The sequence below is a fragment of the Peribacillus sp. RS7 genome (genome assembly GCF_041956845.1).
Classification (GTDB): domain Bacteria; phylum Bacillota; class Bacilli; order Bacillales; family DSM-1321; genus Peribacillus.
The window spans coordinates 3,191,225-3,216,408 of record NZ_CP168135.1 but is presented as its reverse complement, the minus strand read 5'-3'; the positions used below and the strand labels follow the sequence as shown (position 1 = coordinate 3,216,408).

25 protein-coding genes and 1 riboswitch are annotated in these 25,184 nt (G+C 40.5%); of the genes, 11 read left to right on the top strand and 14 right to left on the bottom strand.

Going from position 1 to position 25,184, the window contains the following annotated elements:
• Nucleotides 1-265 precede the first annotated feature (265 nt).
• Nucleotides 266-1,441 (bottom strand): beta-aspartyl-peptidase, encoded by a 1,176-nt coding sequence (gene iadA, locus ACDZ29_RS16145; protein WP_289323996.1) that lies wholly within the window; start codon nucleotides 1,439-1,441, stop codon nucleotides 266-268.
• 193 nt (nucleotides 1,442-1,634) lie between these two features.
• On the opposite strand from iadA, the gene ACDZ29_RS16140 reads away from it, so the two are divergent.
• Entirely contained in the window at nucleotides 1,635-1,943 is a 309-nt protein-coding gene (locus ACDZ29_RS16140) for a hypothetical protein (RefSeq protein ID WP_061461953.1), read from the top strand.
• Between the two features lie 202 nt (nucleotides 1,944-2,145).
• Here ACDZ29_RS16140 and ACDZ29_RS16135 read toward each other — a convergent pair whose 3' ends face one another.
• Complete coding sequence (locus ACDZ29_RS16135) at nucleotides 2,146-4,203, bottom strand: transglycosylase domain-containing protein (RefSeq protein WP_289323995.1); 2,058 nt, start codon at nucleotides 4,201-4,203, stop codon at nucleotides 2,146-2,148.
• A gap of 300 nt (nucleotides 4,204-4,503) precedes the next feature.
• Between ACDZ29_RS16135 and ACDZ29_RS16130 the strand changes: the two genes are divergently transcribed.
• Nucleotides 4,504-5,025 (top strand): universal stress protein, encoded by a 522-nt coding sequence (locus ACDZ29_RS16130; RefSeq protein WP_375088155.1) that lies wholly within the window; start codon nucleotides 4,504-4,506, stop codon nucleotides 5,023-5,025.
• 80 nt (nucleotides 5,026-5,105) lie between these two features.
• Here ACDZ29_RS16130 and thiT read toward each other — a convergent pair whose 3' ends face one another.
• Nucleotides 5,106-5,684, bottom strand: coding sequence for an energy-coupled thiamine transporter ThiT (gene thiT, locus ACDZ29_RS16125; RefSeq protein ID WP_353957641.1), 579 nt, complete (start codon nucleotides 5,682-5,684; stop codon nucleotides 5,106-5,108).
• A 105-nt stretch (nucleotides 5,685-5,789) separates the two neighbouring features.
• Nucleotides 5,790-5,892: riboswitch (TPP riboswitch) on the bottom strand.
• A 253-nt stretch (nucleotides 5,893-6,145) separates the two neighbouring features.
• Between thiT and ACDZ29_RS16120 the strand changes: the two genes are divergently transcribed.
• The 3 genes from ACDZ29_RS16120 to ACDZ29_RS16110 all read left to right on the top strand — a co-directional run bounded on the left by ACDZ29_RS16120 (nucleotide 6,146) and on the right by ACDZ29_RS16110 (nucleotide 9,991).
• A complete protein-coding gene (locus ACDZ29_RS16120) occupies nucleotides 6,146-7,024 on the top strand; it encodes a cation diffusion facilitator family transporter (RefSeq protein WP_289323993.1) in 879 nt (292 codons plus the stop codon).
• A gap of 246 nt (nucleotides 7,025-7,270) precedes the next feature.
• A complete protein-coding gene (locus ACDZ29_RS16115; protein ID WP_370014126.1) occupies nucleotides 7,271-8,380 on the top strand; it encodes a histidine kinase N-terminal domain-containing protein in 1,110 nt (369 codons plus the stop codon).
• A gap of 279 nt (nucleotides 8,381-8,659) precedes the next feature.
• Entirely contained in the window at nucleotides 8,660-9,991 is a 1,332-nt protein-coding gene (locus tag ACDZ29_RS16110) for a hemolysin family protein (RefSeq protein ID WP_289323991.1), read from the top strand.
• A gap of 54 nt (nucleotides 9,992-10,045) precedes the next feature.
• Here the strand turns inward: ACDZ29_RS16110 and ACDZ29_RS16105 are convergent, their stop codons facing one another.
• From ACDZ29_RS16105 to ACDZ29_RS16090, 4 genes are all read right to left on the bottom strand, one after another.
• Entirely contained in the window at nucleotides 10,046-10,675 is a 630-nt protein-coding gene (locus ACDZ29_RS16105; protein WP_370016985.1) for a DedA family protein, read from the bottom strand.
• A gap of 161 nt (nucleotides 10,676-10,836) precedes the next feature.
• A complete protein-coding gene (locus ACDZ29_RS16100) occupies nucleotides 10,837-11,001 on the bottom strand; it encodes an Lmo0850 family protein (RefSeq protein ID WP_375088154.1) in 165 nt (54 codons plus the stop codon).
• A gap of 103 nt (nucleotides 11,002-11,104) precedes the next feature.
• Nucleotides 11,105-11,818, bottom strand: coding sequence for a FixH family protein (locus tag ACDZ29_RS16095; RefSeq protein WP_289323989.1), 714 nt, complete (start codon nucleotides 11,816-11,818; stop codon nucleotides 11,105-11,107).
• Between the two features lie 95 nt (nucleotides 11,819-11,913).
• Nucleotides 11,914-12,486, bottom strand: coding sequence for a YitT family protein (locus ACDZ29_RS16090; RefSeq protein ID WP_370014123.1), 573 nt, complete (start codon nucleotides 12,484-12,486; stop codon nucleotides 11,914-11,916).
• A gap of 613 nt (nucleotides 12,487-13,099) precedes the next feature.
• On the opposite strand from ACDZ29_RS16090, the gene ACDZ29_RS16085 reads away from it, so the two are divergent.
• Both ACDZ29_RS16085 and ACDZ29_RS16080 read left to right on the top strand, forming a co-directional pair.
• Nucleotides 13,100-14,452, top strand: a complete 1,353-nt coding sequence (locus ACDZ29_RS16085; RefSeq protein ID WP_289323988.1) for a hemolysin family protein — start codon at nucleotides 13,100-13,102, stop codon at nucleotides 14,450-14,452.
• Between the two features lie 188 nt (nucleotides 14,453-14,640).
• Entirely contained in the window at nucleotides 14,641-14,790 is a 150-nt protein-coding gene (locus ACDZ29_RS16080) for a hypothetical protein (protein ID WP_370014122.1), read from the top strand.
• 5 nt (nucleotides 14,791-14,795) lie between these two features.
• On the opposite strand, the gene ytvI is transcribed toward ACDZ29_RS16080, so the two are convergent.
• Nucleotides 14,796-15,839, bottom strand: coding sequence for a sporulation integral membrane protein YtvI (gene ytvI, locus ACDZ29_RS16075; protein ID WP_289323987.1), 1,044 nt, complete (start codon nucleotides 15,837-15,839; stop codon nucleotides 14,796-14,798).
• A 127-nt stretch (nucleotides 15,840-15,966) separates the two neighbouring features.
• Between ytvI and ACDZ29_RS16070 the strand changes: the two genes are divergently transcribed.
• Together ACDZ29_RS16070 and ACDZ29_RS16065 are read left to right on the top strand one after the other, a co-directional pair.
• Complete coding sequence (locus ACDZ29_RS16070) at nucleotides 15,967-16,170, top strand: hypothetical protein (RefSeq protein ID WP_289323986.1); 204 nt, start codon at nucleotides 15,967-15,969, stop codon at nucleotides 16,168-16,170.
• 698 nt (nucleotides 16,171-16,868) lie between these two features.
• A complete protein-coding gene (locus tag ACDZ29_RS16065) occupies nucleotides 16,869-17,288 on the top strand; it encodes a MarR family winged helix-turn-helix transcriptional regulator (RefSeq protein ID WP_289317632.1) in 420 nt (139 codons plus the stop codon).
• Nucleotides 17,289-17,350: 62 nt separating this feature from the next.
• Here the strand turns inward: ACDZ29_RS16065 and ACDZ29_RS16060 are convergent, their stop codons facing one another.
• A complete protein-coding gene (locus ACDZ29_RS16060; protein WP_375088153.1) occupies nucleotides 17,351-18,745 on the bottom strand; it encodes a PLP-dependent aminotransferase family protein in 1,395 nt (464 codons plus the stop codon).
• 103 nt (nucleotides 18,746-18,848) lie between these two features.
• Here ACDZ29_RS16060 and ACDZ29_RS16055 point away from each other — a divergent pair, with 103 nt between their 5' ends.
• Nucleotides 18,849-19,427: a GNAT family N-acetyltransferase gene (locus ACDZ29_RS16055; protein WP_375088152.1), complete on the top strand. Its 579-nt coding sequence runs from the start codon at nucleotides 18,849-18,851 to the stop codon at nucleotides 19,425-19,427.
• A 50-nt stretch (nucleotides 19,428-19,477) separates the two neighbouring features.
• Here the strand turns inward: ACDZ29_RS16055 and ACDZ29_RS16050 are convergent, their stop codons facing one another.
• The 3 genes from ACDZ29_RS16050 to ACDZ29_RS16040 form a co-directional block, all read right to left on the bottom strand.
• On the bottom strand, nucleotides 19,478-19,630 hold the full coding sequence (locus ACDZ29_RS16050) for a hypothetical protein (protein WP_289323983.1): 153 nt from the start codon (nucleotides 19,628-19,630) through the stop codon (nucleotides 19,478-19,480).
• Between the two features lie 86 nt (nucleotides 19,631-19,716).
• Nucleotides 19,717-20,169 carry a GNAT family N-acetyltransferase gene (locus ACDZ29_RS16045; protein ID WP_289327247.1) on the bottom strand — a complete coding sequence of 151 codons (453 nt, stop codon included), beginning with the start codon at nucleotides 20,167-20,169 and terminating at the stop codon, nucleotides 19,717-19,719.
• 17 nt (nucleotides 20,170-20,186) lie between these two features.
• Complete coding sequence (locus ACDZ29_RS16040; protein WP_370014117.1) at nucleotides 20,187-21,203, bottom strand: nitronate monooxygenase; 1,017 nt, start codon at nucleotides 21,201-21,203, stop codon at nucleotides 20,187-20,189.
• Between the two features lie 141 nt (nucleotides 21,204-21,344).
• Here ACDZ29_RS16040 and ACDZ29_RS16035 point away from each other — a divergent pair, with 141 nt between their 5' ends.
• Nucleotides 21,345-22,310: a rhodanese-related sulfurtransferase gene (locus tag ACDZ29_RS16035; RefSeq protein ID WP_289317637.1), complete on the top strand. Its 966-nt coding sequence runs from the start codon at nucleotides 21,345-21,347 to the stop codon at nucleotides 22,308-22,310.
• Nucleotides 22,311-22,952: 642 nt separating this feature from the next.
• Here ACDZ29_RS16035 and ACDZ29_RS16030 read toward each other — a convergent pair.
• Together ACDZ29_RS16030 and ACDZ29_RS16025 are read right to left on the bottom strand one after the other, a co-directional pair.
• Nucleotides 22,953-23,585, bottom strand: a complete 633-nt coding sequence (locus ACDZ29_RS16030; RefSeq protein ID WP_375088151.1) for a superoxide dismutase family protein — start codon at nucleotides 23,583-23,585, stop codon at nucleotides 22,953-22,955.
• A gap of 169 nt (nucleotides 23,586-23,754) precedes the next feature.
• On the bottom strand, nucleotides 23,755-25,062 hold the full coding sequence (locus tag ACDZ29_RS16025) for a CitMHS family transporter (RefSeq protein ID WP_375088150.1): 1,308 nt from the start codon (nucleotides 25,060-25,062) through the stop codon (nucleotides 23,755-23,757).
• Between the last annotated feature and the right edge of the window lie 122 nt (nucleotides 25,063-25,184).

The following is a 25,184-nucleotide window of genomic DNA, read 5'->3' as shown; positions in this document are numbered from 1 at the left end:
ACCAGGTTACCGACAAATTGTTGGACTTGCTTCGATTGATTCAGGTCACCCATTCGCTTGCAGAGGATCCAAAATGCAACAAATCAGTATCCAGTCCAAAAAGACCCATTATATATTTATGGGTCTTTTTTCATTTCATGATTGTTGGATGTCTTGCAACCACAGGAAAACAGCAGCTACCATAAGCGTAATCCATTATGTTTTTGCGGATTACCGCACCAATTTAGTTTCATTTCCTTTTCCTGCTTACGGATATTAGAAAGATCTATTTTTCAAATGTTCCTTTCACGACCGCTTCACCATCTTTGACCATGATCTGTCCCATCGCGATGACACTATTTATTTCTAAAGTTTGTTTCTTCATTATTATCAGATCGGCGTCTTTACCTACCGCAAGCTGTCCCTTTTTAGAGAGTTTTAAAATATTTGCCGGATTTTCCGTCACAACTCGTACGGCATCGGCAATTGCCACTCCATCCTCAAGGACCGCATCGACAACAGAATCATATAAGGACATGCATGTACCAATGTTCAATCCGCGCAGGTTACCGCTGCCATCGAAGTCTGGCAGGCTTGCTTGTCCATCTGAAGTTAAAGTGATCTGCCCGATTTCAACACCTGCTTCCAGTGCACTTTTTATTGCTGTACTTGCTTTGACCTCCCCTTCTTCAAGGAACTTCTTGATCGTACTTGTCGTAAAATCAATATACCCCCCTTTTTTTGCATATTCCATCCCCGCTTTGAATAAATGCGGATTTCGATTTATATGTGTAGGGTAAAACTGAGTGATCGGTATTTCCGTTGTCTCGACAACTTCTTCAATTACCTGCAAATGATCTCGACTATCGCCGACATGAATGTTGACGATACCGCTTTTCCCGGACAACAGACCTCCATTACGCGCCTGAGAAGCTAGTTTAGCAAGTTCAGCTGCAGTCGGCTGCGAAGAACGATGATCGGCAATGGCGATTTCGCCCACACCGATAATTTTATCCACTAGAATCAAATCATCTTCAATCTTGCCGGTTAACGTCTTGACTGGAACTTGATATGAACCTGTCTGAACAAAGCAACTAATTCCTTCTTCTTCAAGCGCCCTGGCTTTAGCAAGCAGAGCTGGCATCGTCCTTGTCGTACCATCTGTTCCGATGACCCCTACCAATGTCGTTATACCCGCTAACGTGGCATCCGTTAATTGTATTTCAGGTGTCCTCGTCTTGAATCCTCCTTCACCGCCTCCGCCGATAATATGTACGTGAGCATCTATAAAACCCGGAACCACGACTTGACCACTCGCATCAATCACTTCCAATTCAACGAAATTGGCAGGTACATCAATCTTGTCCTCAATGAAGCCAATTTGCCTTCCAACCAAGAGGATATCTTTTGGTCCCATATATTCCGGGCCATAAATCTCCCCATTTTTAATTAGTGTGAGCATTGTCCTTCTCCCTTCAAAAATTGAAATTTTCAAATAGGTTTCAAAATCATTTATACGGGTAAATATACAACATGACCCGCTAACAATTACATAAAAAAGACCAAACATACTTGTTCGATTTTAAAAATTGTAGCTGAATTGACATCTTGATTATGCTTTTCCAAAAGTATAAAAACATAAAGGAGTAAACGACATGAATAAAGTGATTTCTTCTGACATTAAAACAAATAAAAGATTATCCATGCGACAAATCATGAACCTATATCAAGTTACGAAAGAATTTAAAGGGAATATATATTTTATCTGCAACCATAAATTGGTCGATGCCAAGAAACTTTCAACTTTTGTATCCTTTGTGCTCATTCTTCAAGAATGTGCAACCATGAAAGTCATACTCGAAGGCGAAAATGTACATGCCATGCTCGAAAAAGTACAGGCTATTTGTAAAGAAAATGATGAAAGTGCATTTGGTTTCCAATCGAACCAAACCGTTAACATTTAAATGATTCCAACAATTTCAGGATAAGAAGAGGGTGAATAGAATGAGAACCATTTTAATGGTGATAGGCGCAATCGTCGTAATCGGCATAATAGCAAATCTTATTTTTTAAGAATGATGAAAGACTGTCAAATAATTGACAGTCTTTTTTTGTGTAGATTTTTATTGGAAAGAGCGTGTGTTCCATACTCCCTTTTCAGAAAAATTACCACGGCACCTCCCAATCCCTCCATTTATTCAAACCATCCCGAATTTCCTTTCCTTTATCAATCCAATATTGCTTCCTTTGCTCCTCTTCTTCCTTTGTTTGTTGCTCCTCTTCTTCCTTTGCCTGTTGCTCAGCTATAAGTGCCTGTTGTTCAGCTATTAGCGGTCCGATATCTTGAGCTTTAAAGGATTGAGCCGCTTGATTCTGTAGAGCTTTCGACATTATTTTTTGAAAGATGAGTGCACTTCCCTGACTGCTGTGTGTCGTTAGGTAATTTTTTTCATCCGTCTTATCATATCCAGCCCATACAGCACCGACCAGTGAAGGTGAATAACCGATGAACCATTGATCTTTAACCCCTGAAATCCCTTCGATGGGCACTTGTGTGGAACCTGTTTTGCCTGCTATTTCATAACCGGAAACAGCCGCGTTTTTAGCTGTGCCATATTCCACTGTACCAAGCAGCATCGCATTCATTTTATCGACGACGCTTTTAGAGGTTACTTTGGTGCTTTTCTCTTTCCAGGCCCCTACCTCTTTTCCATCGTTATTTTCTATTCTTACAATGGCATGAGTTTCCTCCCTTTCCCCATCGTTGGCAAATGCTGAAAAGGCTCCTGCCATCTGCAGCGGGGACACACCTTTCCTCATCCCTCCTAGAGCTAGCGACAGATTTCGATCATCCTTGTCATACGGAATCCCAAACCGCTCAAGTGAATCCAGCCCCTTATCTATGCCAATCTCATTCAATAGCCAAACCGTTGGTACATTCAAGGAATTCATCACCGCTTCATACATGGGTACTTCTCCTTTGTATTCACCGCTCAGGTTTGTTGGCTCATATTCACCGAAGCTCATTTTTTCATCCTTTAAAGGGTCAGTGATATCGTATCCCTCCTCAACCGCTGGAGTGTAAACGACAAGTGGTTTAATGGATGAACCCGGAGATCTTGACAGCTGGGTTGCCCGGTTATATCCCATGAATTGATGCTCACCTCTCCCACCGACTAGTGCCTTTATGCCGCCCGTTTCAGGATCAAGGAGGACTGACCCACTTTGAACCATTTCCTCTGTACTCGTTCCAACTGGAAAATTGGCTTCATTCGCATACACGGATTCTGTAGCCTGCTGCATGGATTGATCCAGTGTAGTGTAAATTTTATAGCCCTTTGAAAGCAGTTCCTCAAGCTTAATTCCATATTTACTCGATGCTTCCGATAAAACATGATCAACATAATAAGGATACTTACCTCTTAATGGATCGGTTTCCTTCTCCCCCATAAGAAGTGTCACCGAATCTTTTTTTGCGGCTGCTTCTTCATCTTTCGTCAAATAACCATGTTCCGCCATTCTGGAAAGAACCAAATCACGCCGCTTCAATGCTCCGTCCAAATTCTTATATGGATCAAGTTTGGATGGTAGATTAATGACACCCGCCAGCAAAGCTCCCTCGGCAACGGTCAATTCAGAGACCTCTTTGGAAAAATAAATATTTGCAGCTTTTTTGATTCCCCATGCCCCATGGCCAAAATAAACTTGATTCAAATACATTTCCAGAATTTCATCTTTCGTATATTGATTTTCAACTTCCTGGGCTAGAAAAAACTCTCCTATCTTCCTCTTCAATGTTCGATCCGATTCCAGCATCGTGATTTTCACAAGCTGCTGGGTGAGCGTGCTCCCGCCTTCAACAACACTTCCAGCCTTCGCATTTTTAACCAAGGCTCGCAAGATCCCTTGATAATCTATACCGTGATGTTTATAAAAACGGTGATCCTCAATGGAAACCACCGCTTGTTTCATATGTTCCGGTATTTCATCTATCGCAACACCTTCGGATTTATTTGCCGTGATCGTACTGGCAAGATTCCCATCCAGATCATAGATTCCTGTCGGTTGCTGAAGATTATTTTCAAGATGGCTTATATCTGCACCCTGCCTGAAATACAAGAGTGAACCGGCGCCTAAAACCACAATCGCCAATATTATAATTAGAACTAATTTCACTAACCCTCTCATTTGTACCCCCATTTTCCCATCTGCGACATGTTTCATTAAAAATATTTTACCCTTTTTATTAAAGAAAACTCGTCGATTGACTAAAAGGCCACAGCTCAGTCGCCTTTTCTTTTAGCACTATACTCGCGTACCGGCTTCCTTGCTGATGATATTCCTTCCGAATGTAAAATAAAGCACGCCAACTAATTGACGGACCAGGATTTCATCCTACCATTTTAACAATGCCCGTATCTATCCTTTACCCGTAATTGGCGATCTATATACCAATTAAAGGCGTGAAGCCATTTAAAAGTGGGTATAACACTTTAAAGACTTATAAATGGGAGAGATGATATTATGAAAGACATAAAAAATATTGTCGTCGCTTTTGATGGAAATGAAGAGAGTACACGGGCCGTGGAATATGGAGCAATAATCAAACAGGCCTTTCCTGAAGCTGAGCTGACCGTAGTCCATGTCCTAAGTGATAAGGTTGAACAGAGTATCATGGGAAACGTCACTGCTCCTGGATTTGTACCCGCTGCAGGATTTTATGTCGATCCCGTCCAGACACATCCCGTCGTTGAAGTTGAACAGCGAGAACAAAAGGTAATTGACACCCCTTCCCCCGTCGAGAATAGTGTTCGGAACGCAGAAAGTAATACGTTGAGATTGCTAAGTGAATGTCAAGTCAAGGGGAAATTCGAGATATTGGAAGGACATGCGCCAGATAGCATATGTGAATATGCAGAAAGAACTGCGGCCGACCTAATCGTCGTCGGCAATAGCTCTAAAAGCGGTTTGGAAAAATTCTTTCTTGGAAGTACAAGTAGTTCAATTGCGAAAAACGCACCCTGTTCGGTATTCATTGCAAAATGAAATTGAGCCGGTTCGCCCTGTACGTATCGTTTGATCATTCTCCGAAAAAAGCCGGATTCTTGTAGAATCCGGCTTTTTTGTTAATAGGCTTTTTTCAGTAATACATTTGAAGCTGCCGAATATAACATCATCACCACAATGGCCGATAAAATAAAACTGATCAGCATATAGGTCCCATTATAAATGAATGAATAAACCGCTACTGGCTGTCCTTTTGGTGCTGCAGATCCAAAAAACACGATTCCAGAAGTGAAATGACATAGAAACCTCAGGAAGCTTCCCAAAAACATGCCGCCAATCCCGTATAATTTCGCTTTGGAACGCTTTTCCTCTTTATAGCTGTTTACAAACTTGTTCATGAATACACCGGATATCCCGACAACCATAAAGGCAAGATAATAATCAATGAAGCCTTGGATCGGTGTTCCGATCCATGCTGTACCACTGACAATCTGCAATAGTCCAAGTAACAATCCGGCTAACATCCCACCTTTTATGCCCCAACGATATGCCATCAGAAAAATAGGTACCATGGCTATTGAAATCGAACCCCCTTGAGGCCAGATTCTTGAAAAAATGAATCCAGAGACCATATCCAGTAATAAAGCCAATGATGCAAAAATGGCGACCTCTGTCATGAATAACGTTTTATTTTTCATCAAGCCACTCCTTACTCCAAAAATGATAAAATGTCCATGAGTTCCCCCTGCCAATTTTGCGCAAAAAAAAGCAACACCGGGGCGGTAATGGATGCCCAGTATTGCTTGTATCCAAAACCACATCCCTACGCTAGTGCTAACTATCAGGTTCATAGGGTCTGAACTCAACCGTTCACTCTCAGCCTTTTTGGCTCCCCTTGTGGAAGTATTTATTTTTCGATCCTCGGTTAGAATATACTACTAGTTTCTTTAATTGACAACTAAAGAAACTGTATATGTCAACAACTTGTCATTCCCATTTTATGGCGATATTCTTTCTTATAACCAACTTCTTTACATACCTTCAATACACCTGCAATTAAGCAAGTTAGATGGCTAAATACGACAATTTTTCTATAGACTCACTAAGGTTTGTTTTGTTATCTTTATTAAGCCTAATTTACATAGGGGAGGGAATGGACATGGATAAACATTCGATTTCAGCTGAAAAAGGCGCCTACATAAGCATTGCCGCTTACATATTCTTGTCTGCCCTTAAATTGTCATTTGGTTATTTCGGTGATTCTAAAGGACTTTGGGCAGATGGTTTAAATAATACGACCGATATCATCGCTTCCATAGCCGTATTGATTGGTTTGAAAATTTCGAAGAGACCTCCAGATGATAATCATTCATATGGACATTTACGGGCGGAAACCGTAGCCTCGTTGGTAGCTGCCTTCATTATGATCACCGTAGGCCTGCAGGTTGTATTCAGTGCTGTAGAATCCTTCTTCCAGCAAGATTCAACAACCGTTCCCAATATGCTTACCGGTTATGTCGCCCTATTCTCTGCAATCTTCATGTACGGAATCTACCGTTATAACTTAGCATTAAGTAAAAAGATCAACAGCTCTTCCATCTACGCCGTTGCACAGGATAATCGTTCCGATGCCCTTGTCAGTGTTGGTGCTTTCATTGGAATCATCGGTACTAAGATGGGAATCCCTTGGCTTGATGCAATAGCTGCAGCAGTCGTGGGGGTCATCATATGCAAAACGGCCTGGGATATCTTTCGGGATGCCTCCATCTCTTTAACCGATGGTTTCGACGAGCAGCTCCTACAAAAGATCGGTCAAACCATTATATTGACAGAAGGTGTAAAAGACATGAGTGAAATTAAGGCCCGTATGCACGGAAGTGAAATCCTGCTCGAAACTACCGTTCATGTTAACCCTCTTTTGACCGTCATCCAAGGTCACGATATTACGGTTAAAATCGAAGAGAATCTTTTGAAGGAATATAATATCCAGCATGTGATCGTTCATATCGAACCATATGCATTTCATAAAAAAAGGTAACCGTCATTAACTTTACGGATACCTTTTTTTATTATTAATTCATGTAATCACTGTAATAAAACTGTGTCAAAAAAAGGTATTTATCGATTGATTGACGAATATTTATCCAATTGACACATGTTAAAAGAACTCTAATCTGTTATCATAAAAGCGAGATGTAATTATTTTAATATTTTGTAATTTTTTTCTAATACATTAATTTCTGGGTCAAAAGTAAATTCATTTTCCTACAGTATGGAGGGCAAAATGGTATCTAATCGAGAAATGACCATTCACTTTTTATCTTCTCAAAAAAGCAGTATCATATCCAAATGGAAAGATGAGTTGCTGCATTTACCGGACGGATATATGGGATATTTTAAAGGAGAAGTGGAAAATATCTTTAATCTGCTAATGGATCAGCTTGGAAAATCGGATACTGACATAGACGATGTACTGAAGGTCGTAGGGGGAAAAATTGCGTCTGATCGAGTTAATAAGCAATTGGATATGGAAAATTTCTTTTCCACTGCAACCATCGGCAGATCCATCATCATTGAGCACGTTTTGAATTCAGAAGCACCCAAAGAAGAAATATCCGATCGAATCAAGCATGTAAACGTTTACTTCGATAAACTCATTCATTTTGCATTATCCCATTATACCGAATTGAAAACGATGGAACTTGAAGAACGCTATCAATTCATAAGCCCAAACCATAAAGACCGTTTAACACTCCTTGGCCAAATGACCTCGAGCTTTGTCCATGAATTCCGAAATCCACTGACATCCATAATGGGATTCATACAATTGTTACAGGCAGAACAACCGGAAATAAAATACCTTGATATCATTTCAAAGGAATTGGATCAGCTCAATTATCGGATTACACAATTTCTTAATATTTCCAAAAAGGAAACTTCAACATCACCACCAGATCTATTTTCCATTGCTAAGCTAGTTAACGAGGTCATTGAATTTTTATATCCAAGCATTTTGGAAGTAAATGCTTCCATTACATGTAATATCGCCGATGATGCCGTAATTTCCGGTTCTGAAGAAGAATTCCGTCAGGTATTACTTAATATTATTTTAAATGCTCTTGATGTGGTTGCAGGGATGCCTTCCCCATCCATTTACATTTCAGGCTCTGAGTCACCACCCGGCATCCTTACCTTAAATATTTCCAACAATGGGCCGAAGATACCTGACGAGGTCCTGCCGAACATTTTTGAACCATTCATCACCACAAAAAAAAGAGGAACGGGATTGGGACTATTCGTCTGTAAAGAAATCGTTTTAAAACATCAAGGAACCTTATCCTGCCACTCTACCGATTTCCTAACGACCTTTTCCATACAATTGAAAACTAAATAATGGATAAATATCCTTTTTTCCATGGGTTTTTAGTGTGAAATTTTTGACTGATTGACGTCCAGTTACTTATACTAATAGTTAGGTTCCACTACTAATCGAGGTGAATAATCCTATAGATTGAAAATAAAACCCTCATAATATTCATACAAGATAATCGATCTTATTTTTCATCTAAAATTTTATACATTAATATCATTTCATCTATTATTGGTTTTGGGAGGTGACTGGGATAATTAAGTCGTTCGGTACATCAGGCGATTCAATTAAGTCCCACACTAATTGGACATATTAAGTTTTTTATTAGTCATTATTTTAATCGCTTTAACTGCCTTTTTTGTAGCTTCGGAATTTTCGATCATAAGGGTCCGCAGCTCCAGGATCGATCAATTGATTGAAGAGGGAAGCAAAAAAGCGATTGCGGCCAAGAAGGTTACATCCGATCTTGATGAATACCTATCCGCCACACAACTTGGAATAACCGTTACTGCCCTTGGATTGGGGTGGCTAGGACAACCGACTATCCTAAAATTGGTTGGACCTTTATTCAATGCCTTGAATTTCCCTCAAGAAGTCACAAACATTCTGACATTTGTCATTTCATTTTCCTTGATAACGTTCCTGAATGTGGTAGTAGGTGAATTGGCTCCAAAGACGGTTGCCATCCAAAAGGCTGAGCAAGTGGCCTTGGCTATTGCCGGCCCGCTGATTTTTTTCCATAAGATTGCCTTTCCCTTCATCTGGGTATTGAACCATTCTTCACGTTTCGTTGTCGGATTATTTGGCTTCAAACCTGCATCCGAAAGCGAAATAGCCCATACGGAAGAAGAATTGCGTTTCATCCTGTCGGATAGCTATAAAAGCGGAGAGATTAACCAGTCCGAATTTAAATATGTAAGCAACATCTTTGAATTCGATGACCGTGTTGCCAAAGAAATCATGGTACCAAGGACAGAAATCATGACGATATCCAAAGATGAAACGGTACAGGAATTCGTCGATGTGGCCAAAATGGAGAAATACACTCGATATCCTGTTGTCGAAGGTGATAAAGACCATGTCATCGGCTTAGTGAACTTAAAGGAGGTTTTCTCGGATCTTATAAAGAATCGGGAAATCCATATCAAAGCGATTGAAAATTACACTCGTCCGATCATTCGAGTTATGGAAAATATTCCCATTCACGATTTACTGTTGAAAATGCAAAAAGAACACATTCATATGGCTATTTTGATGGATGAATACGGCGGTACTTCAGGACTTGTCACAGTTGAGGATATCCTCGAGGAAATCGTTGGGGAAATTCGTGATGAATTCGATATCGATGAAGTCGCATCGATCAGGAAAATCAAAGATGGACACTATATTTTAGACTCTAAACTTCTTGTAAAGGAAGTGAATGATTTACTTGGCATTCACTTGGAGGAAGATGATGTCGATACTATAGGCGGATGGGTCCTTACTGAAAATTATGATGTGAATGTAGGGGACATCATGGAAAAAGACGGATTCTGCTTTAAAGTGATTGAAATGGAAGATCACGCCATTCGTTCTATCGAGGTGACAAAAAAGGTCGTACAGCTTCCTCTGGAAGAAGACCTTCCCCAAGGATAATAATTAAAAACAGCCACGTAAAAGGTGATTTTACATGGCTGTTTTTTGATGTAATCATTTATCGAAAAACCGTCCCATTTTTTTGACCGTTACGATTGGAGGTGTACTCTTTTTTTTCCAGATGATATAAAGCATGATAAGTATAAAGGAAAAACCAGCTACCGGAATAAGATAAGGTGCAGTTATTTCCCTGATTTGCTGCCAATTTTCGCCGAGGATCCGCCCTAAGGTCAGAAACAATATGGTCCAAGGTATGACAGCGGCAATCGTATAAAATATAAACTTCCATACGGACATCCTTGCAATTCCGGCAGGGATGGAAATGGCATGGCGAACAACGGGAATGAATCGTGCCGTAAAAACCACTCCTACCCCATAACGTTGAAACCACTCTTCAGCCATTACGATATGATTTTCTTTAATGAAAATATATTTTCCATACTTCAAGAGAAAGGGCCGTCCTCCATAATAACCAGCCCAATAGAGAAATAGTTGTGCCATCGTCCCACCTACCACACCAGCTAAGACAGCTCCCCAAAAATTCATTTGCCCCAGGCCGACCAAATAACCACCGTATCCAAGAACAAGCTCACTCGGGATGATTTCAACCATCAGACCCAATAAAACTCCCATATACCCCATTTCTGCAAACCAATTCAATATCGTTATTATAAGCTGTGATATCATGCAATCGGACTCCCTTAAATCTAAATTTCAAATTGTTTGTCCTTCTATCCTATTTCAGCTCATAAGGTTCTATTCGATTTTTCATTTCCTGCTTCACCGGTATTACTTTAGGAATGCACAAAAAAAGACCAGCTGATATGTACCCCGGTCTCATTGCATCAATATTCTTTTAGCTCCCTTTTTTGGGAAAATTGAGTAAAAGCAGCTGTGGTGAGTAAGGATGAATCGTTTTGTGAAACATTAGTGAAAATCTCTCGGCGTGATTTCGTTTTTTCAATATGAATCCCGAGATTCTTAAACTTGTTGATTATTTGATTATTCATACTTACCCTCCCTTTCTGCTGTATCGTTATCCTTTAACTTCCCATTTAACGAAAGGATAAAACCCATTTAAACAATTCCATCAAAAAAACATTTTACACGGTGTCAATTTACTTGAATGGTTTGCAATTGGTGTTCATGCACTTCGTCTTTTTCTACATGTACCTGCACCTTATAGGTTCCCGATTCTTCGAATGATACCTTATTTAGATATGTCCCATTTCCATCTTCTTCAGCTTTGGTGAAATGACTCTCTTCGCTGCCTTCCTTCCATACCTCAAAATTCACATCAGCATTTGTCAGTGGCTTACCATCCAATTCTACGGTTGCTTCAAAGTTCGAACTGTTTCCTGCTTTTACAGGGTTACTTTGAAACTCGATTGATACATCCGTACTTGGATGAACCGATGCACCTTCACTTTCATGTTCTGGAACGACAACTTCTTTTTCAGGCATCACATGAAGGCCTTTGGCCGTTACATGGGAAACTACAATATATTTGCCTTGTTCTTCAAAAGTATGCATCACTTGATACACGCCACTTCCAGTATTCTTTGCTTCCAGCATTTCCCGTTTATCCTGTCCGGACTTTCTCACTTCAAACAGTACCTCATCAGCTTCATTCACCAATCGGCTTCCTTGTTTTACTGACGTTTCAAGAATGACTTCTTTGCCAGGCTCCACTTTCCCTTTAATGACGATTGAAGCATCCATCGAATCCGGAACAGCACTGTTCACTTCTTTATCCTCTGGCATTTCAGTCTCTTGACACCCAGCCAGCATAAATAACAACGCAGAACATATATAGAATTTTTTCATAAAAACTTCCCTTTACTATTTATTTAGACTAAAAATCTGTCCTTTTCATACTGCCCATCCTTTCCTTTTTTCAGATTTTTATACATAATTCAATATCAAATAGTTCGCATCACGGTGACTGAAGTCAGCATGGCTACCGCAATGATCGTTAAAAATGAATATAAAAAGATTGAAGTCCCTACAACGCTCAGTCCGCAAAGCAGTACGCATCCGTCAATGAAAAAAATCAGCAAACCGACATTGAGCCCACTCTTCCTGGAAATGATCTGTGCCAGCATATCCGTTCCGCCAGTAGAGGTTCCATACCGAAGCATCAAGCCTATTCCAAGTCCAATCAACCCTCCCCCAATTATCGCACTTACATAAATGGGAAGATTCCATCCGGTGACGACATCGGAAAAAATATCGATGCATAAAGAGGAAAAAAGCAAGCCATGCAAGCTGTTCAGAAATAGTTTTTTTTCAAAGTACCAAGCATATATATATAATGGAATGCTGCTCAAAATCACACCCAGGCCTGTTGGAAGTCCCATATAGTAATGGAAGATCAGCCCAATCCCTATCATGCCCCCATCCAATAAATGATAAGGGATCAGAAAAAAATTGATCCCCACACCCACAAGCATGCTGCCGGCAATGATCGCTGCCATCCTTTCCATGATTTTCATGGCTGCCACCCCCTTTAATCTGCATTAAAACCTGTCCAGTTTTTATAGAATATGTTTATGCCGTCCAAAAAATAATGAAATTGGCCATTTTTTTTGAAGCAGGCTCTCAGTTTTCTGAATATTCTATAATATAATGCAATAAATTAGAGAAAACAGTCAAAAATCGCTAATTATTAGCTCAAATTGATCCTTTACAAGCAATTTACCGGATTTAAGGAGCCCTAAGCTGTTTGACTGAATGACTAACTCTTTCTATAATGAAAGTATTTAAATTGATTAAATGAGGTGATTTGATGGGGCATTAAAGAATGTTCGTTTTGACGGACGGACGCTGCTTTGCGTAACGGATATGTGCATACTTTTGAAAAATGGCTGCACTCCTTCATACAGAAATTCTTCTATTTCCCGTCTACGCATCGCTAATCGGCATATACTATTATTCTCTTCATCACTCGAAAAAATGGGAGTTCAAGCGGCTGCACACCTATTTACCACAGCTATTTTGAATAAATCCCGAAAATATTCAGCACAGCAAAAAAAATATACTTGTATATTTTAAAAATGTAGGAGGTGGACTCCTTATTCGTCTCGATGGCGAGTTAAGGGAGACTATTTGGACATAATAAACTTGGTTCTTATTGCCATTTTAATTGCTTTAACAGCATTTTTTGTAGCTACGGAGTTTGCAATTGTTAAAGTGAGAAGCACGAGGGTCGATCAATTAATTGAAGAAGGAAAGCCGAATGCTATTTCAGCAAAGAAGGTCATATCCAACCTAGATGAATACCTCTCGACATGCCAGCTTGGAATTACAGTTACCGCTCTTGGGCTTGGGGTGCTTGGGGAACCGACAGTTGAAAACATTTTGCACCCACTCTTAATTCAATTGAATCTTCCAGATTCCGCTTCACATGCACTCTCAGTTGCAATTGCCTTTTCTTTCATAACCTTCATACATGTGGTTGTTGGAGAACTGGCACCGAAAACATTGGCGATTCAAAAAGCGGAGCAAGTAACTTTATTGGTTTCCAAACCTTTAATTGGTTTTAACAAAGTCATGTATCCTTTCATCTGGGTACTGAATGGCTCTGCAAGGACGCTTACAAAAATGCTAGGATTAAAAGCAGTTTCCGAACATGATTTGGCTCATACAGAAGAAGAGCTTCGTATCATTGTTTCCGAAAGCTATAAAAGTGGCGAAATTAACCAATCTGAGTTTAAATATGTGAATAAAATTTTTGAATTCGATGATCGGATTGCAAAAGAAATCATGGTTCCACGTACAGAGATTGCAACGGTATCCAAAGATGATACGATCCAACAGTTTTTCACCGTTATGGCGGAAGAAAACTTTACACGATACCCTGTCATCGATGGTGATAAAGATCATGTTATCGGAATGGTCAACATCAAAGAGCTATTCACTGAAATGATAGACAAGAACAATCAGGCAGCGTCAACGATCAACCGATATGTTCGTCCGATCATCCGTGTCATCGACAGTATCCCAATTCACGATTTACTTTTAAAAATGCAAAAGGAACGCATTCACATGGCTATCCTCATGGATGAATACGGCGGTACATCAGGATTGGTGACCGTTGAGGATATCCTTGAAGAAATCGTTGGCGATATCCGTGATGAATTCGACCTGGATGAAGTGCCGGATGTCCGCAAATTAAAAGAAGATCACTATATCATCGATGCCAAGGTATTAGTCAGTGAAGTGAATGATTTACTTGGATTGGATATCAACGATGAAGATATTGATACGATGGGCGGATGGATCCTTACCGAGAATTACGAGGCCAAACAAGGCGATATCCTGACTTATGGTCCCTATAACTTCAGGATAAAAGAAATGGAAGATCACCATATTTGTTATATTGAAATATATAAACCAGCAAAAGTCGTAAGCGAAGTAAAAGAATTCCCGATGATATCACAAACCGAAATCGTTTCATGATTTTAACCCCCGCTCCTAATTGACAATAGGAGCGGGGGTTATTTTTTTTCAACTGGTACATGAAATAAAATAAACACATAATATATAAAATCTGCTGCATTTAGATTGAATGATAACATTAAGTATAGTTCTACCTTTATTGTTTCATACTGTTAGAAAAGCGATACTTTTTGAAGGAGTGAGGAATTATGAAACTCATAACCATCTGCCAGCACTGCAAAGGGAAAGGGAAAACCCGCTATTTGCAATTCTTTTCACGTGACTGCAATCATTGCAACGGTCACGGTAAAGCGGTAAAAGATATGTCCAATTTAAGAAATCAGGCAAAACACTTCTAATAATCTCATATTTTGAAGTTTGATTTAATCACACCTGCCCTCTTTAACGTATCATAAACAATCAGTATCGAAGGTCCAAGGAAAAGCCCAATGAAACCAAGCATTTTAAACCCTAAATAAAGACTGACCAACGATGCCAAAGGACTCAACCCCATATTTGCTGAATAGATTTTTGGTTCGATGGTCCTTCTTATGATGGTTATGACCAGGAACAGGATAATAAGGCCAATCCCTAGATGATGGTTTCCTTGCGCCCAAACAATTACTGCCCAAGGAACCAGTATAGATCCCGTCCCCAGGATAGGAAGAATGTCCACAACAACTATTAACAGTGCCAATGGGATCGTATACTTCACATTTAACAACCAAAGTCCTCCATAAGCCATGATGAACGTAATTAAACTCAACAGGATTTGTGCCTTGATGAAGCCAACTGCTGCCATACTTAAATCTTGATAAACTAGCGATATCTTTTGATAGGTGGATGTCTTCAAATAAAGGATTGCCTTTTTCCTTAACTTAGGCAATTCGAGACTAATTAAGAATAAAGCGATTAAATAAATTAAAAAATCAATGAAAAATCCCGGAATGAGTGTAACGAACTGAACCATATCCTGAACAAAACCCTCAGTGAAACCTTCTAGAGCCATGACTCCCTTTTCCATCGTTTGTTCTATGGACTGAATGAGATTTGGCGGCAACGTTTGGGAATATTGTTCCCATTGCCTAATGACCGGCAATAACGCCGTCAAATACATTTCACGTATGAATCCAGGAAATTCTTCCGAATAGACAATGACCTTCTTGATTAAAACCGAAAAGGAAAAATAAGTGACGCTCATAAGCCCGCCTACATATAAAACAAATGAAATCAATACTGCCCAAATCCGGTGCAGCTTTGCCGTTTCACCAATCATGCGGACCATTCCATCCAAAAGGATGGCAGTGAGTAATGCTAATATCAAAGCCCATGAATAGGGAATGACGATAAATATGCCTAAAAGGAAAATACCCCTCCAAAACCAGCGAAAAAAAACAGCGGCATTCACTAAGTAAACCCTCCTTGCACTTCTTGTTCTCCTTATATTTATGAAACGGGGTCGTATATATTTCGCTAATACGTTTTATTTTCTCAATAAGGGGAAAAAGAGATACAAAGGGATGGAGGGATTGACATTGGATAACAAAGATAAAGAAAAGTATGTTGAAGAGCGTAATGATAAATCCAAGGCATTCAAGGAAAATCAGGAAAAACAACTGGAACGTGATCAAGTAATCATGCCCATCGATGATTTACCAATTGATGAAATTAAATATGAACGACAAGAAGAACGAAATAAAAAAGAAACAAAACACCGCTCCACCAGCGAGAGGTTTTAATCAAAAACCAGCCCACTCAGAGGCTGGTTTTTGTTTGCAGGATATATCGCATTCAGCTTCAAGGTAAGTTGTCGTATCGACTTTTACCAATTCTCGGAGGCACTTATGGACAATTGAAGGAAAAAATAAATTTTTGCCATCATATATTACAGTTTGTAGACAAAAGGGGTTCGGAAAACGTATCTTTCATTAAATGATGTTCCGGCACCAACTGACCCAAAGCAACACCTTCAACTCCTCAGGTATAGTTTCTAACTAAATGTTATAACAAAGTTGATTGGAGAGAAGGTACGAGACTCCTGCGGGAAAAGCGCGTCCAAGGGAGACCCCGCAGGCGCAAGCCGAGGAGGCTCCCGGACCGCCCGCGGAAAGCGAGTGCCTGGAGCGGAAATAAACGCCCAAATGGACAAACCATAAAAAACTGTAGTCAAACTCGAATTCTCGAATTTGACTATAGTCTGAAATATATTCATCATATATTAAGGTTCTTCTTGTGATAGTGTATATGCTTTACCCATTTTTTTCTTGATGATTCAGGGAGACTGGACTCTCCCTGAATTCTTTCATTCTGCGATTATCTTCCCTTTTCTGCTTTGTTTCCAAAAATAAACATTGACTGAAATAAATGATTCTTTACAATAGACTTTTAAGAATTAAAGAATATAATGGATTGGTCGACCATTATAAAGGAGAATCATATGACGAACCCTACTCAATTATTTCATCAATATTTACAAGTATCCAGATCATTAGTCAGCAAAATGAATGAACAAATTACAGCCCTGGAAATTTACCATAATCAGTGGACAATATTGAATTATTTAAAGAACTGTGGATATTCCACAATACCTGATATTTGCAATTACCTGGATGTAGATGGTGTCATCATCACACGTTCGGTCAACAGCATGGAACAGAATAATATGATTAAACAGGTCCCTGGAAAAGATGAACAGGAAAAACGAATCGAACTGACTCCTCGGGGCAAAGAGGTACATACAAAATGCCTTAAGATTGCAGAAAAAATCGAAGGAAAAGCCCTGGAAGGCATTACTGAAGAAGAACAGGACTTATTTTTCCAGACGGTCCTTAAAATCCTCAATAATATAAGAAACTGAATGGGGATCTTATATTATTGTTGAATCAGTGAGAATCAGGGCCTTCCCATTGATCACTTTCGCTATAGCCATGCCTTTTTTAAAAGTCGGATTCCTTCTTCGATTTCCCTTTCGGTTAAACCACCGTACCCAATCAAAATAGTCGGCTCTTTTACCTTCTTTGAAAGATAAACCGAAGTGGGGTGGACTTTAACCCCAACACTGGCAGCCTTTTGAATGAGCTCTGACTCACTGCTGCCGTTTTTTACTTTTAATAGAATGTGCAATCCTGACTTTTCACCGATTACGGCTACACGATCATGGAAGCCCTCTTCAATTGCATTCAGCAACACCTTATTCTTTTTACGATAAATCGTTCGCATTTTATTCAGATGGCGTTCCCAATGTCCATTTTTCATAAAAAGACAGAGCGTTTCCTGAATCAGTCTGGAAACGGTCTGTTTGTATCCTATTAGCTTCTCCTTATATTGGCATGCCAACTCCTTGGGTAACACCATATACCCCACTCTGATTGATGGGATTAGCGACTTTGAAAACGTGCCTAGGTAAATGACCTTTCCATTTGTGTCCAACCCCTGCAAGGACGGAATCGGTTTACCTGCATGACGGAATTCCCCGTCATAATCATCTTCAATAATAAAACCATTTTTCCCCACTGCCCAATTCAACAATTCCACCCTTCTGGTTATCGGCATGATCATACCCGAAGGAAATTGATGGGAAGGAGTGACATAGGCAACATTCGCTGCACTTTCTTTCAAGGATTCCACACTCATTCCGCTTTCATCTAATGGAATGAATGCCATATCGGCCCCCTCCAGCCCCAGTACCTCCCTAACCCGATGAAAGCCAGGGTCTTCCAACCCAAATATCCGCTCATTTCCAAGAAGTAACCGCAGTAGATGGATGAAATACTGTGTACCTGCCCCAATGATGATTTGATCAGCGCCGCAGCGAACTCCTCTCGATTGAAATAGATAGGAAGAGATTTCAGCCCGGAGCCCCCATTCCCCTTGAGGATCATCGCTCATGAACATTTCCCTTTCATGTAGATACAACGTATTATTCAAGCATTTTTTCCACACAGCATGCGGGAAAGCATCCACATCCACCCGGCCATGATTGTAATCGATCTTATTCTTTTCATACAGAGGGCCTTTCATCACCTCTGCAACATGCAACTGCTCATTCAAAGGTGAGATCGGTTCTAAATCGGCTACATAAAAACCTTTCCTTAATTGACTTTCCACATACCCTTCTGCCATCAACTGCTGATAAGCCGTATCCACTGTATTCAGGCCTATACCTAAATGCACGGCTAATTTACGTTTAGAAGGCAGTTTCGTTCCTGCCTTTATTTGCCCATTCTGGATTTCCGTTTTAAAGTATTTATACAATTGGACATATAAGGCTTCATCTTTATTCGTTTTATCTATGGTAAGAGTGATTTCAAACATTTGGTCCTCCTTAAAACTGGTTCCATAAATTATATCAGCTTTGGTCCTTATTGCAGGACCAGATTATTTTTATAATGAGGATATCAAACAAGAGGAGGACACTATGGAGCATATCGAATTATTCGGGAAATACGTGATACTCACCCCAATGATGGATCATCATATCGAACCGCTTTACGCCGCTTCCCTGTCATCTGAAATATGGAAATGGAGCGCCACAAAGATCTTGTCATATGAAGAGGCGATTTCCTATGTAAAGGAAGGAATTCGGGCAAGGGAACAAGAACTTCATCATCCGTTTGTCGTAATCGATCAGGCTAACGATGCGATAGTTGGCAGCACTAGCTTAAGAAATATTCAATTTGATAATCAATCTCTGGAAATCGGTGCGACTTGGTATCATCCCGACAAATGGCGAACAGCCATAAACACAGAATGTAAGTACCTGCTATTGAAGCATGCTTTTGAAAAGTGGCATATGAAACGGGTTGAATTCAGGACGGACGAATTGAACAAAAGATCACGTGCAGCAATAGCCAGGCTCGGCGCACTTGAAGAAGGCATTTTACGGATGGAGAAAAAACTGCAAGATGGAAGGATAAGGAATACGGTGGTTTACAGCATCCTCGAGCACGAATGGCCCTGTGTGAAAAAGAATTTGGAAGCTTTTTTGGAAAAATGAAGATGGAGAAAAAGAGTACCGCTCATTTTGGACACTCTTTTTCTCTTGCTCTATTTTTCAGGTGAGTCTTTATGATCCGATTCAATCCTCGCTAAAGAATCCTTTTTACTTTTCGTTGATCGAATGAATATGAAAACGACAATTGCAAATAAAAGCGGCATTAGTAAAGCAAAAACAAGATAAATCATATCTCCAAAGAACAAGTTCATTCCCCCTAAGCAATTCGACCCGCACTTTTGTCTTTAAAGCTATTCCCTATAATTGATCATTGCTTAGTCTCCCGTTCCCATCAAATACTTTTTGACAAGCGGATCATATCCTGACACTGGATCCCATTTTCATAAATGGCCTCGGTATAGTTTATATTAAAAAAGTCGCGATCGATCCCAGTTATTCTAAAACCGCATTTTTGGTAAAGGGCAAGTTGTCCTATCCCCGAATTCCCAGTTCCGATTTCAATCGTTTTATAACCTTGTTCCCTTGCATGGCTTATGGCGTGTCCAATCAATTGTTTACCGATTCCTTTTCCATGGTGCCGTTCGTCCACTGCGATGTTCATTATCTCTATCAGTTCAGGACCTTTTTGCAGCAAAACATAGACTCCAATCATTCGCTTATCCATCTCGGCAACAAAGCACGTCCCACTTCCCAAGTATGCTTCCACCAATTTCCTTGAAGGATCAGCCAAAAGCAACAAATGCATCGGCGGGGACTCCTCCCTCAATAATTCCCTTATCTCCATTTCCATTCAAACCCTTCTCATTTTAGTTCTTCTACAAGAAGTTCCATCAATTCTGATGCCGGAAGGTCCCTGCTCAATTTATACCCCTGTCCTGCCCACAACGCCATCAATTCAGGATTGTTTTTTTGTCCTGCCGCTTTTCGCATATGCTTGGTCATGTGATGGACATAAGGATAGGCGGCTGGTGCAACGCTATCATATTCCATTAAAAAATGATTCACCAGCCCGCGTGCCCTCCTGCCGCTGAAGGCGCGGGTAACAGAGGTATGAGTAAAGCGCGGATTTCCGAGAGCTGCCTTATGAACGGGACTTGCCCCGCTTTCGGGACAGCGTAGGAAAGCTGTTCCCAATTGTGCGGCTGTTGCTCCCGCTGCGAGCACGGCAGCGATATCCTTTCCACGCATCAGTCCACCTGCCGCAATGATCGGTAACTTCAGTTCATTTTCAATCATCCGTATTAGAACTAAGAGACCATAATCGTCTTCTGAGCAGTTTTCAAAGCTTGCTCGATGCCCTCCTGCCTCAATCCCCTGGACACATAGAACATCGGCACCTGCACTTGCCGCCCTTTTTGCTTCCTGTAGGTTGGTCACTGTCACGGCAATATGGGAACCTGCACTTTGTAGCTCCCTTATTACATTTTCCGAAGGACAGCCAAACGTAAAACTGACGACAGCGACCCGAGCCTCCATTAATGCAGTTAGTTTATTTCCCCAATCATCATCATCACTATCGGCTTTTCCAACCTCAGCCCCTACACTCTCAGCCTCTTTTTTGATTTTTTCACCATAGGCAGATAATAACGTTTCATCCACCACTTCGTTGCCTGGCACAAATACATTCACACCAAAAGGGCGTTCGGTCAATTGACGAGTCTGCCCTATCTCGTCCTTCATCTCTTCTGCAGTCTTATAGCCAGCTGCGAGAAAGCCCAATCCTCCTGCATTGGATACGGAAGCCGCAAGCTTTGGAGTGGAGGCTCCTCCTGCCATCGGTGCTTGAATGATTGGATATTTCAGTAAATCTTTAAACATTCCACACAACTCCTTTTGATTTTTCTTCATGCCCTTATCATTTTTAAGTTTTCTTGGTATAATGATTGTCTGTAAGAGAAAAGTGTCTTAATGATCACCCTTTATATCTTGCAAATATAAAACATAGGTGGTAAATAAAAAATGGAAACAAAACCATATAGAGTATTACTTTATTATTTGTATGTACCTATCGAGAATCACGAAGAATTCGCAGCCGAGCATCTTGCGGCATGTAAAGCACTTGAATTGAAAGGCCGTATCCTGGTGGCATCAGAAGGTATCAACGGGACTGTTTCAGGTACGATCGAACAAACCAACCAATATATGGACATGATGAAAGCAGATCCCCGATTTGCCGATATCGTGTTTAAAATAGATGAAGCCGATGGCCATGCTTTCAAAAAAATGCATGTTCGTCCACGCAATGAACTTGTCACGCTTCGTCTGGAAGATGACATCAACCCGAACCGGACGACAGGCCAATATTTGAGCCCGAAGGAATTCTTCGAGCAAATGCAAGATGAAAATACTATCGTCCTTGATGCCAGAAATGACTATGAATATGATCTAGGACATTTCAGGGGTGCAATCAAGCCGGAAATCACGAATTTCCGGGAACTTCCGGATTGGGTCCGTGAAAATAAACAAATGTTCGAAGGTAAAAAAATCCTTACGTACTGCACAGGCGGCATCCGCTGCGAGAAGTTCTCCGGCTGGCTTGTCGAAGAAGGCTTTGAGGATGTTAGCCAGCTGCATGGCGGCATCGCGACATACGGGAAGGATCCCGAAGTACAAGGCGACCTTTGGGATGGCCAAATGTATGTATTCGATGAAAGAATTGCCGTACCCATCAATCAAAAGGAACACGTCATTGTCGGACGCGATATTTATTCCGGGGAGCCTTGTGAACGCTATGTCAATTGCGCTAACCCTGAATGCAACAAGAAAATCCTTTGCAGTGAAGAGAACGAACACAAATATATGCGCAGCTGTACCCACGAATGCCGAGTGCATCCGCGTAACCGCTATGTAGTCGAGCATAACCTTTCTGAAGAAGAAGTGGCTGAGAGATTACAGCGAATTGAAGAAACCATTACAGCAAAATAATCAACCAAACCCGAATCAGTGGACATGATCCCTATTCGGGTTTTTTATTATATCCTCATAAATTTTTCAATACATTTTGGCAATCAATAAACTTCCAAACTAACTACCCTAAAATTCAATCCTTACTCTTACTTCTATATCTAAATAGAAAAACCCTTTTTAAAACAAAAGAATTTAGCCCAAGTACTGCCGAAAAATGGCTCATATTTATATTTTATGAAAGATTCTTATATCATGAACACTTGTAGAAACAAGGAGGAAACGTAAGCTAAGTGTCTGTTATATTTTAATAAAAGGTATAAGTTGGGGGATTATTCGATGTATCAATTTCAACATGAATTCCAACGAAAAGAAAGGATTTTTAAGGCCTACATCTTTGTATTTATCTTAACAGCGTTAGTCAATATCGTTCTAATTTTGGTGGATACTAATTCAAGTTATCCGATGTTTCGTGGCAGTATGAGTTTATTTTTTTTCTGTACCATTCTATACTTCGGCTTACGAAGGAACACTTGGGCTGTGCTCATCATTAAATCTTTTGTATGGGTGCATCTATTCTTATTAATTATCGTCTTTCTTAGTTTTATTTAAATGAAAAAAAAGCGATTCCCCTTTAGAAGAATCGCTCTTGCTTCATTAAATTTAATTCTCCTCTGAACTGACAACAATTCCGCAAGCTTGTCGATCGCCTGCATCACCAGTTTTCAAGGTATCTTCATCAGGTCCTTTTTCTCCATTGGCTTCATAACGGTCAGGGATATTGGCAAAGTTGTCTGGATTTGCATGAACGATGACAGCCAACTCCTCTTTCTTCAGTTGGTCCACTGTCATGTTATCCAATGTTGCCGTATACTTCGCTGTCCCATCTTCTTTTACATAGAGAGGGGGCATGTCCCCTGCATGATTCGAGTGGGTTTCTTCAGTTGGATTGAAGTGCCCCCCCGCTGTAGTGAAAGGGCCATCCTTAGCATCCGCTTCACATGCTGCGTTTTCGTGAACATGGAATCCGTGATAGCCTGGCTCAAGGCCTTCCAAAGCGGTCTCGATCACTACAGCATTTTCTTCCGCGGTAAAGTTTACCGTACCAAGCGTTTTACCTTCTACATCTTTCATTTCCGCTTTAACCTGCGGATCAACCCCTGTTTGTGTTCCTTGTCCCATCGTATTCATGTCCTCGGCATTTTTGTCGGCCTGATTTGAATCATCAGCAGAATTACATCCATACAGTAAAAAGGCAGCACACATAGGAAGCACGAGTTTTTGTTTATAATTCATGATAAATTCCCTCACTCTCTTTATGTATATTCCTCTTATTACTTTCCACTATTATGGAAGAATAAACAGAAAGCGGGATAAATAGGAAAATAGATTACATCAGTGAGAGTGAGCCCCTTACTAAATACACAGACAAGAATTATACATTATAGCTTAATGGGCTCACATTTTACAAAGTGATGACACCGAAAGTAATGGCTGCGATCGTCATGATGATCGTTGACCCAAAAGCCCATTTAAACAGGAATTTTTGATGATCCCCAAAATCCACGCCTACAAGACCAATCAATATGAATGTTGCAGGCACCAATGGCGATAATGGGAACCCTGTGGTCGAATGACCTAATAAAGCGGCCCTTCCGATTTCTACAGGGGCAATACCGAAGTTCGATGCCGTTTCACTTATGATTGGTAGAATGCCAAAGTAATAGGCATCAGGTGAGAATATGAACCCCATCGGAATACTCGTTAGCGCTACCACAAGCGGCAAATGTGCCCCAAGCCAATCCGGAATGACGGTTACGATTGAAGCTGCCATCGAGTCCATCATCTTTGTTTCTGTGAATACACCTGTAAATATTCCTGCAGCGAAAATGAGCGTACAGATCATCACGAAACTATTGGCATGACTTAAAATCCTTTCCTGTTGTTCTTGTGGGTTCGGAAAGTTAACAAATAATGCAATCGCAAAGGCGGAGGCAAATAGGATTTGAATTGGCAGCACTTCCATCACTAACAATACCATCAGTAAAATCGTCAAGAGCCAATTAAACCAAAATAACTTGGATGTTCCTTTAGGTGTGGTTTCAACAGCTGCAGCCTGTTCACTCATACCAGGTGGCATGGTCGTCTCCTTCGAACTGACTCCTAATCTCTCCCTTTCCTTTTTGCCAAGTACATATGCCGAAAAAAGAGTCCATATAAGCCCGCAAATCATGACCGGAATGAGCGGAAGGAATAACTCCGATACTTCAACTTGAAGGCTAGCGGCCGCTCTCACCAAAGGACCGCCCCATGGAATCATATTCATGACCCCAGCACCTAAACCAACGACACAGGCCAGTACGAGCCTGTTCATCCCTAATTTCATATAAAGCGGAAGCATGGCCGAAACGGTGATCATGAATGTGGAAGAACCGTCTCCATCCAAACCTACCAATATGGTTATAATGGCGGTTGCCATGACAACCTTTAGCGGATCGCCTTTTACAAAACTCAGTATTTTCGCGATCATCGGCTCGAATAAACCAACGTCAATCATTAAACCAAAATATAAAATAGCAAAAACGATCATGACTGCTGTCGGTGTAACCTTTAAAATACCTGCCACCATCATATCTCCCATTTCAGATGCAAACCCGCCAATCAGACCAAAAGCTATCGCCGTGAAGATAAAAGCGACGACAACGGATAGACGCTTTGTGATGACTAAGACCAAAAACGTTAAAATCATGCAAAATCCTAAAATAGTTAACATGCTGAAAACTCCTTTAATTTGAAAAATGAACGCTTTTTATTTTATCTAATTTTTCTGAAAAATCAATATTTTCACATTATACCATTTGCACATTCATTAAAAAACCAGTTTTTATCATCAAA

Bases quoted from the DNA above. Each gene is read 5' to 3' on its own strand.
- iadA (WP_289323996.1), bottom strand. From the start codon at position 1,441: ATGCTCACACTAATTAAAAATGGGGAGATTTATGGCCCGGAATATATG.
- ACDZ29_RS16140 (WP_061461953.1), top strand. From the start codon at position 1,635: ATGAATAAAGTGATTTCTTCTGACATTAAAACAAATAAAAGATTATCC.
- ACDZ29_RS16135 (WP_289323995.1), bottom strand. From the start codon at position 4,203: ATGAAACATGTCGCAGATGGGAAAATGGGGGTACAAATGAGAGGGTTA.
- ACDZ29_RS16130 (WP_375088155.1), top strand. From the start codon at position 4,504: ATGAAAGACATAAAAAATATTGTCGTCGCTTTTGATGGAAATGAAGAG.
- thiT (WP_353957641.1), bottom strand. From the start codon at position 5,684: ATGAAAAATAAAACGTTATTCATGACAGAGGTCGCCATTTTTGCATCA.
- ACDZ29_RS16120 (WP_289323993.1), top strand. From the start codon at position 6,146: ATGGATAAACATTCGATTTCAGCTGAAAAAGGCGCCTACATAAGCATT.
- ACDZ29_RS16115 (WP_370014126.1), top strand. From the start codon at position 7,271: ATGGTATCTAATCGAGAAATGACCATTCACTTTTTATCTTCTCAAAAA.
- ACDZ29_RS16100 (WP_375088154.1), bottom strand. From the start codon at position 11,001: ATGAATAATCAAATAATCAACAAGTTTAAGAATCTCGGGATTCATATT.
- ACDZ29_RS16095 (WP_289323989.1), bottom strand. From the start codon at position 11,818: ATGAAAAAATTCTATATATGTTCTGCGTTGTTATTTATGCTGGCTGGG.
- ACDZ29_RS16090 (WP_370014123.1), bottom strand. From the start codon at position 12,486: ATGAAAATCATGGAAAGGATGGCAGCGATCATTGCCGGCAGCATGCTT.
- ACDZ29_RS16080 (WP_370014122.1), top strand. From the start codon at position 14,641: ATGAAACTCATAACCATCTGCCAGCACTGCAAAGGGAAAGGGAAAACC.
- ACDZ29_RS16065 (WP_289317632.1), top strand. From the start codon at position 16,869: ATGACGAACCCTACTCAATTATTTCATCAATATTTACAAGTATCCAGA.
- ACDZ29_RS16060 (WP_375088153.1), bottom strand. From the start codon at position 18,745: ATGTTTGAAATCACTCTTACCATAGATAAAACGAATAAAGATGAAGCC.
- ACDZ29_RS16055 (WP_375088152.1), top strand. From the start codon at position 18,849: ATGGAGCATATCGAATTATTCGGGAAATACGTGATACTCACCCCAATG.
- ACDZ29_RS16045 (WP_289327247.1), bottom strand. From the start codon at position 20,169: ATGGAGATAAGGGAATTATTGAGGGAGGAGTCCCCGCCGATGCATTTG.
- ACDZ29_RS16040 (WP_370014117.1), bottom strand. From the start codon at position 21,203: ATGTTTAAAGATTTACTGAAATATCCAATCATTCAAGCACCGATGGCA.
- ACDZ29_RS16035 (WP_289317637.1), top strand. From the start codon at position 21,345: ATGGAAACAAAACCATATAGAGTATTACTTTATTATTTGTATGTACCT.
- ACDZ29_RS16030 (WP_375088151.1), bottom strand. From the start codon at position 23,585: ATGAATTATAAACAAAAACTCGTGCTTCCTATGTGTGCTGCCTTTTTA.
- ACDZ29_RS16025 (WP_375088150.1), bottom strand. From the start codon at position 25,062: ATGTTAACTATTTTAGGATTTTGCATGATTTTAACGTTTTTGGTCTTA.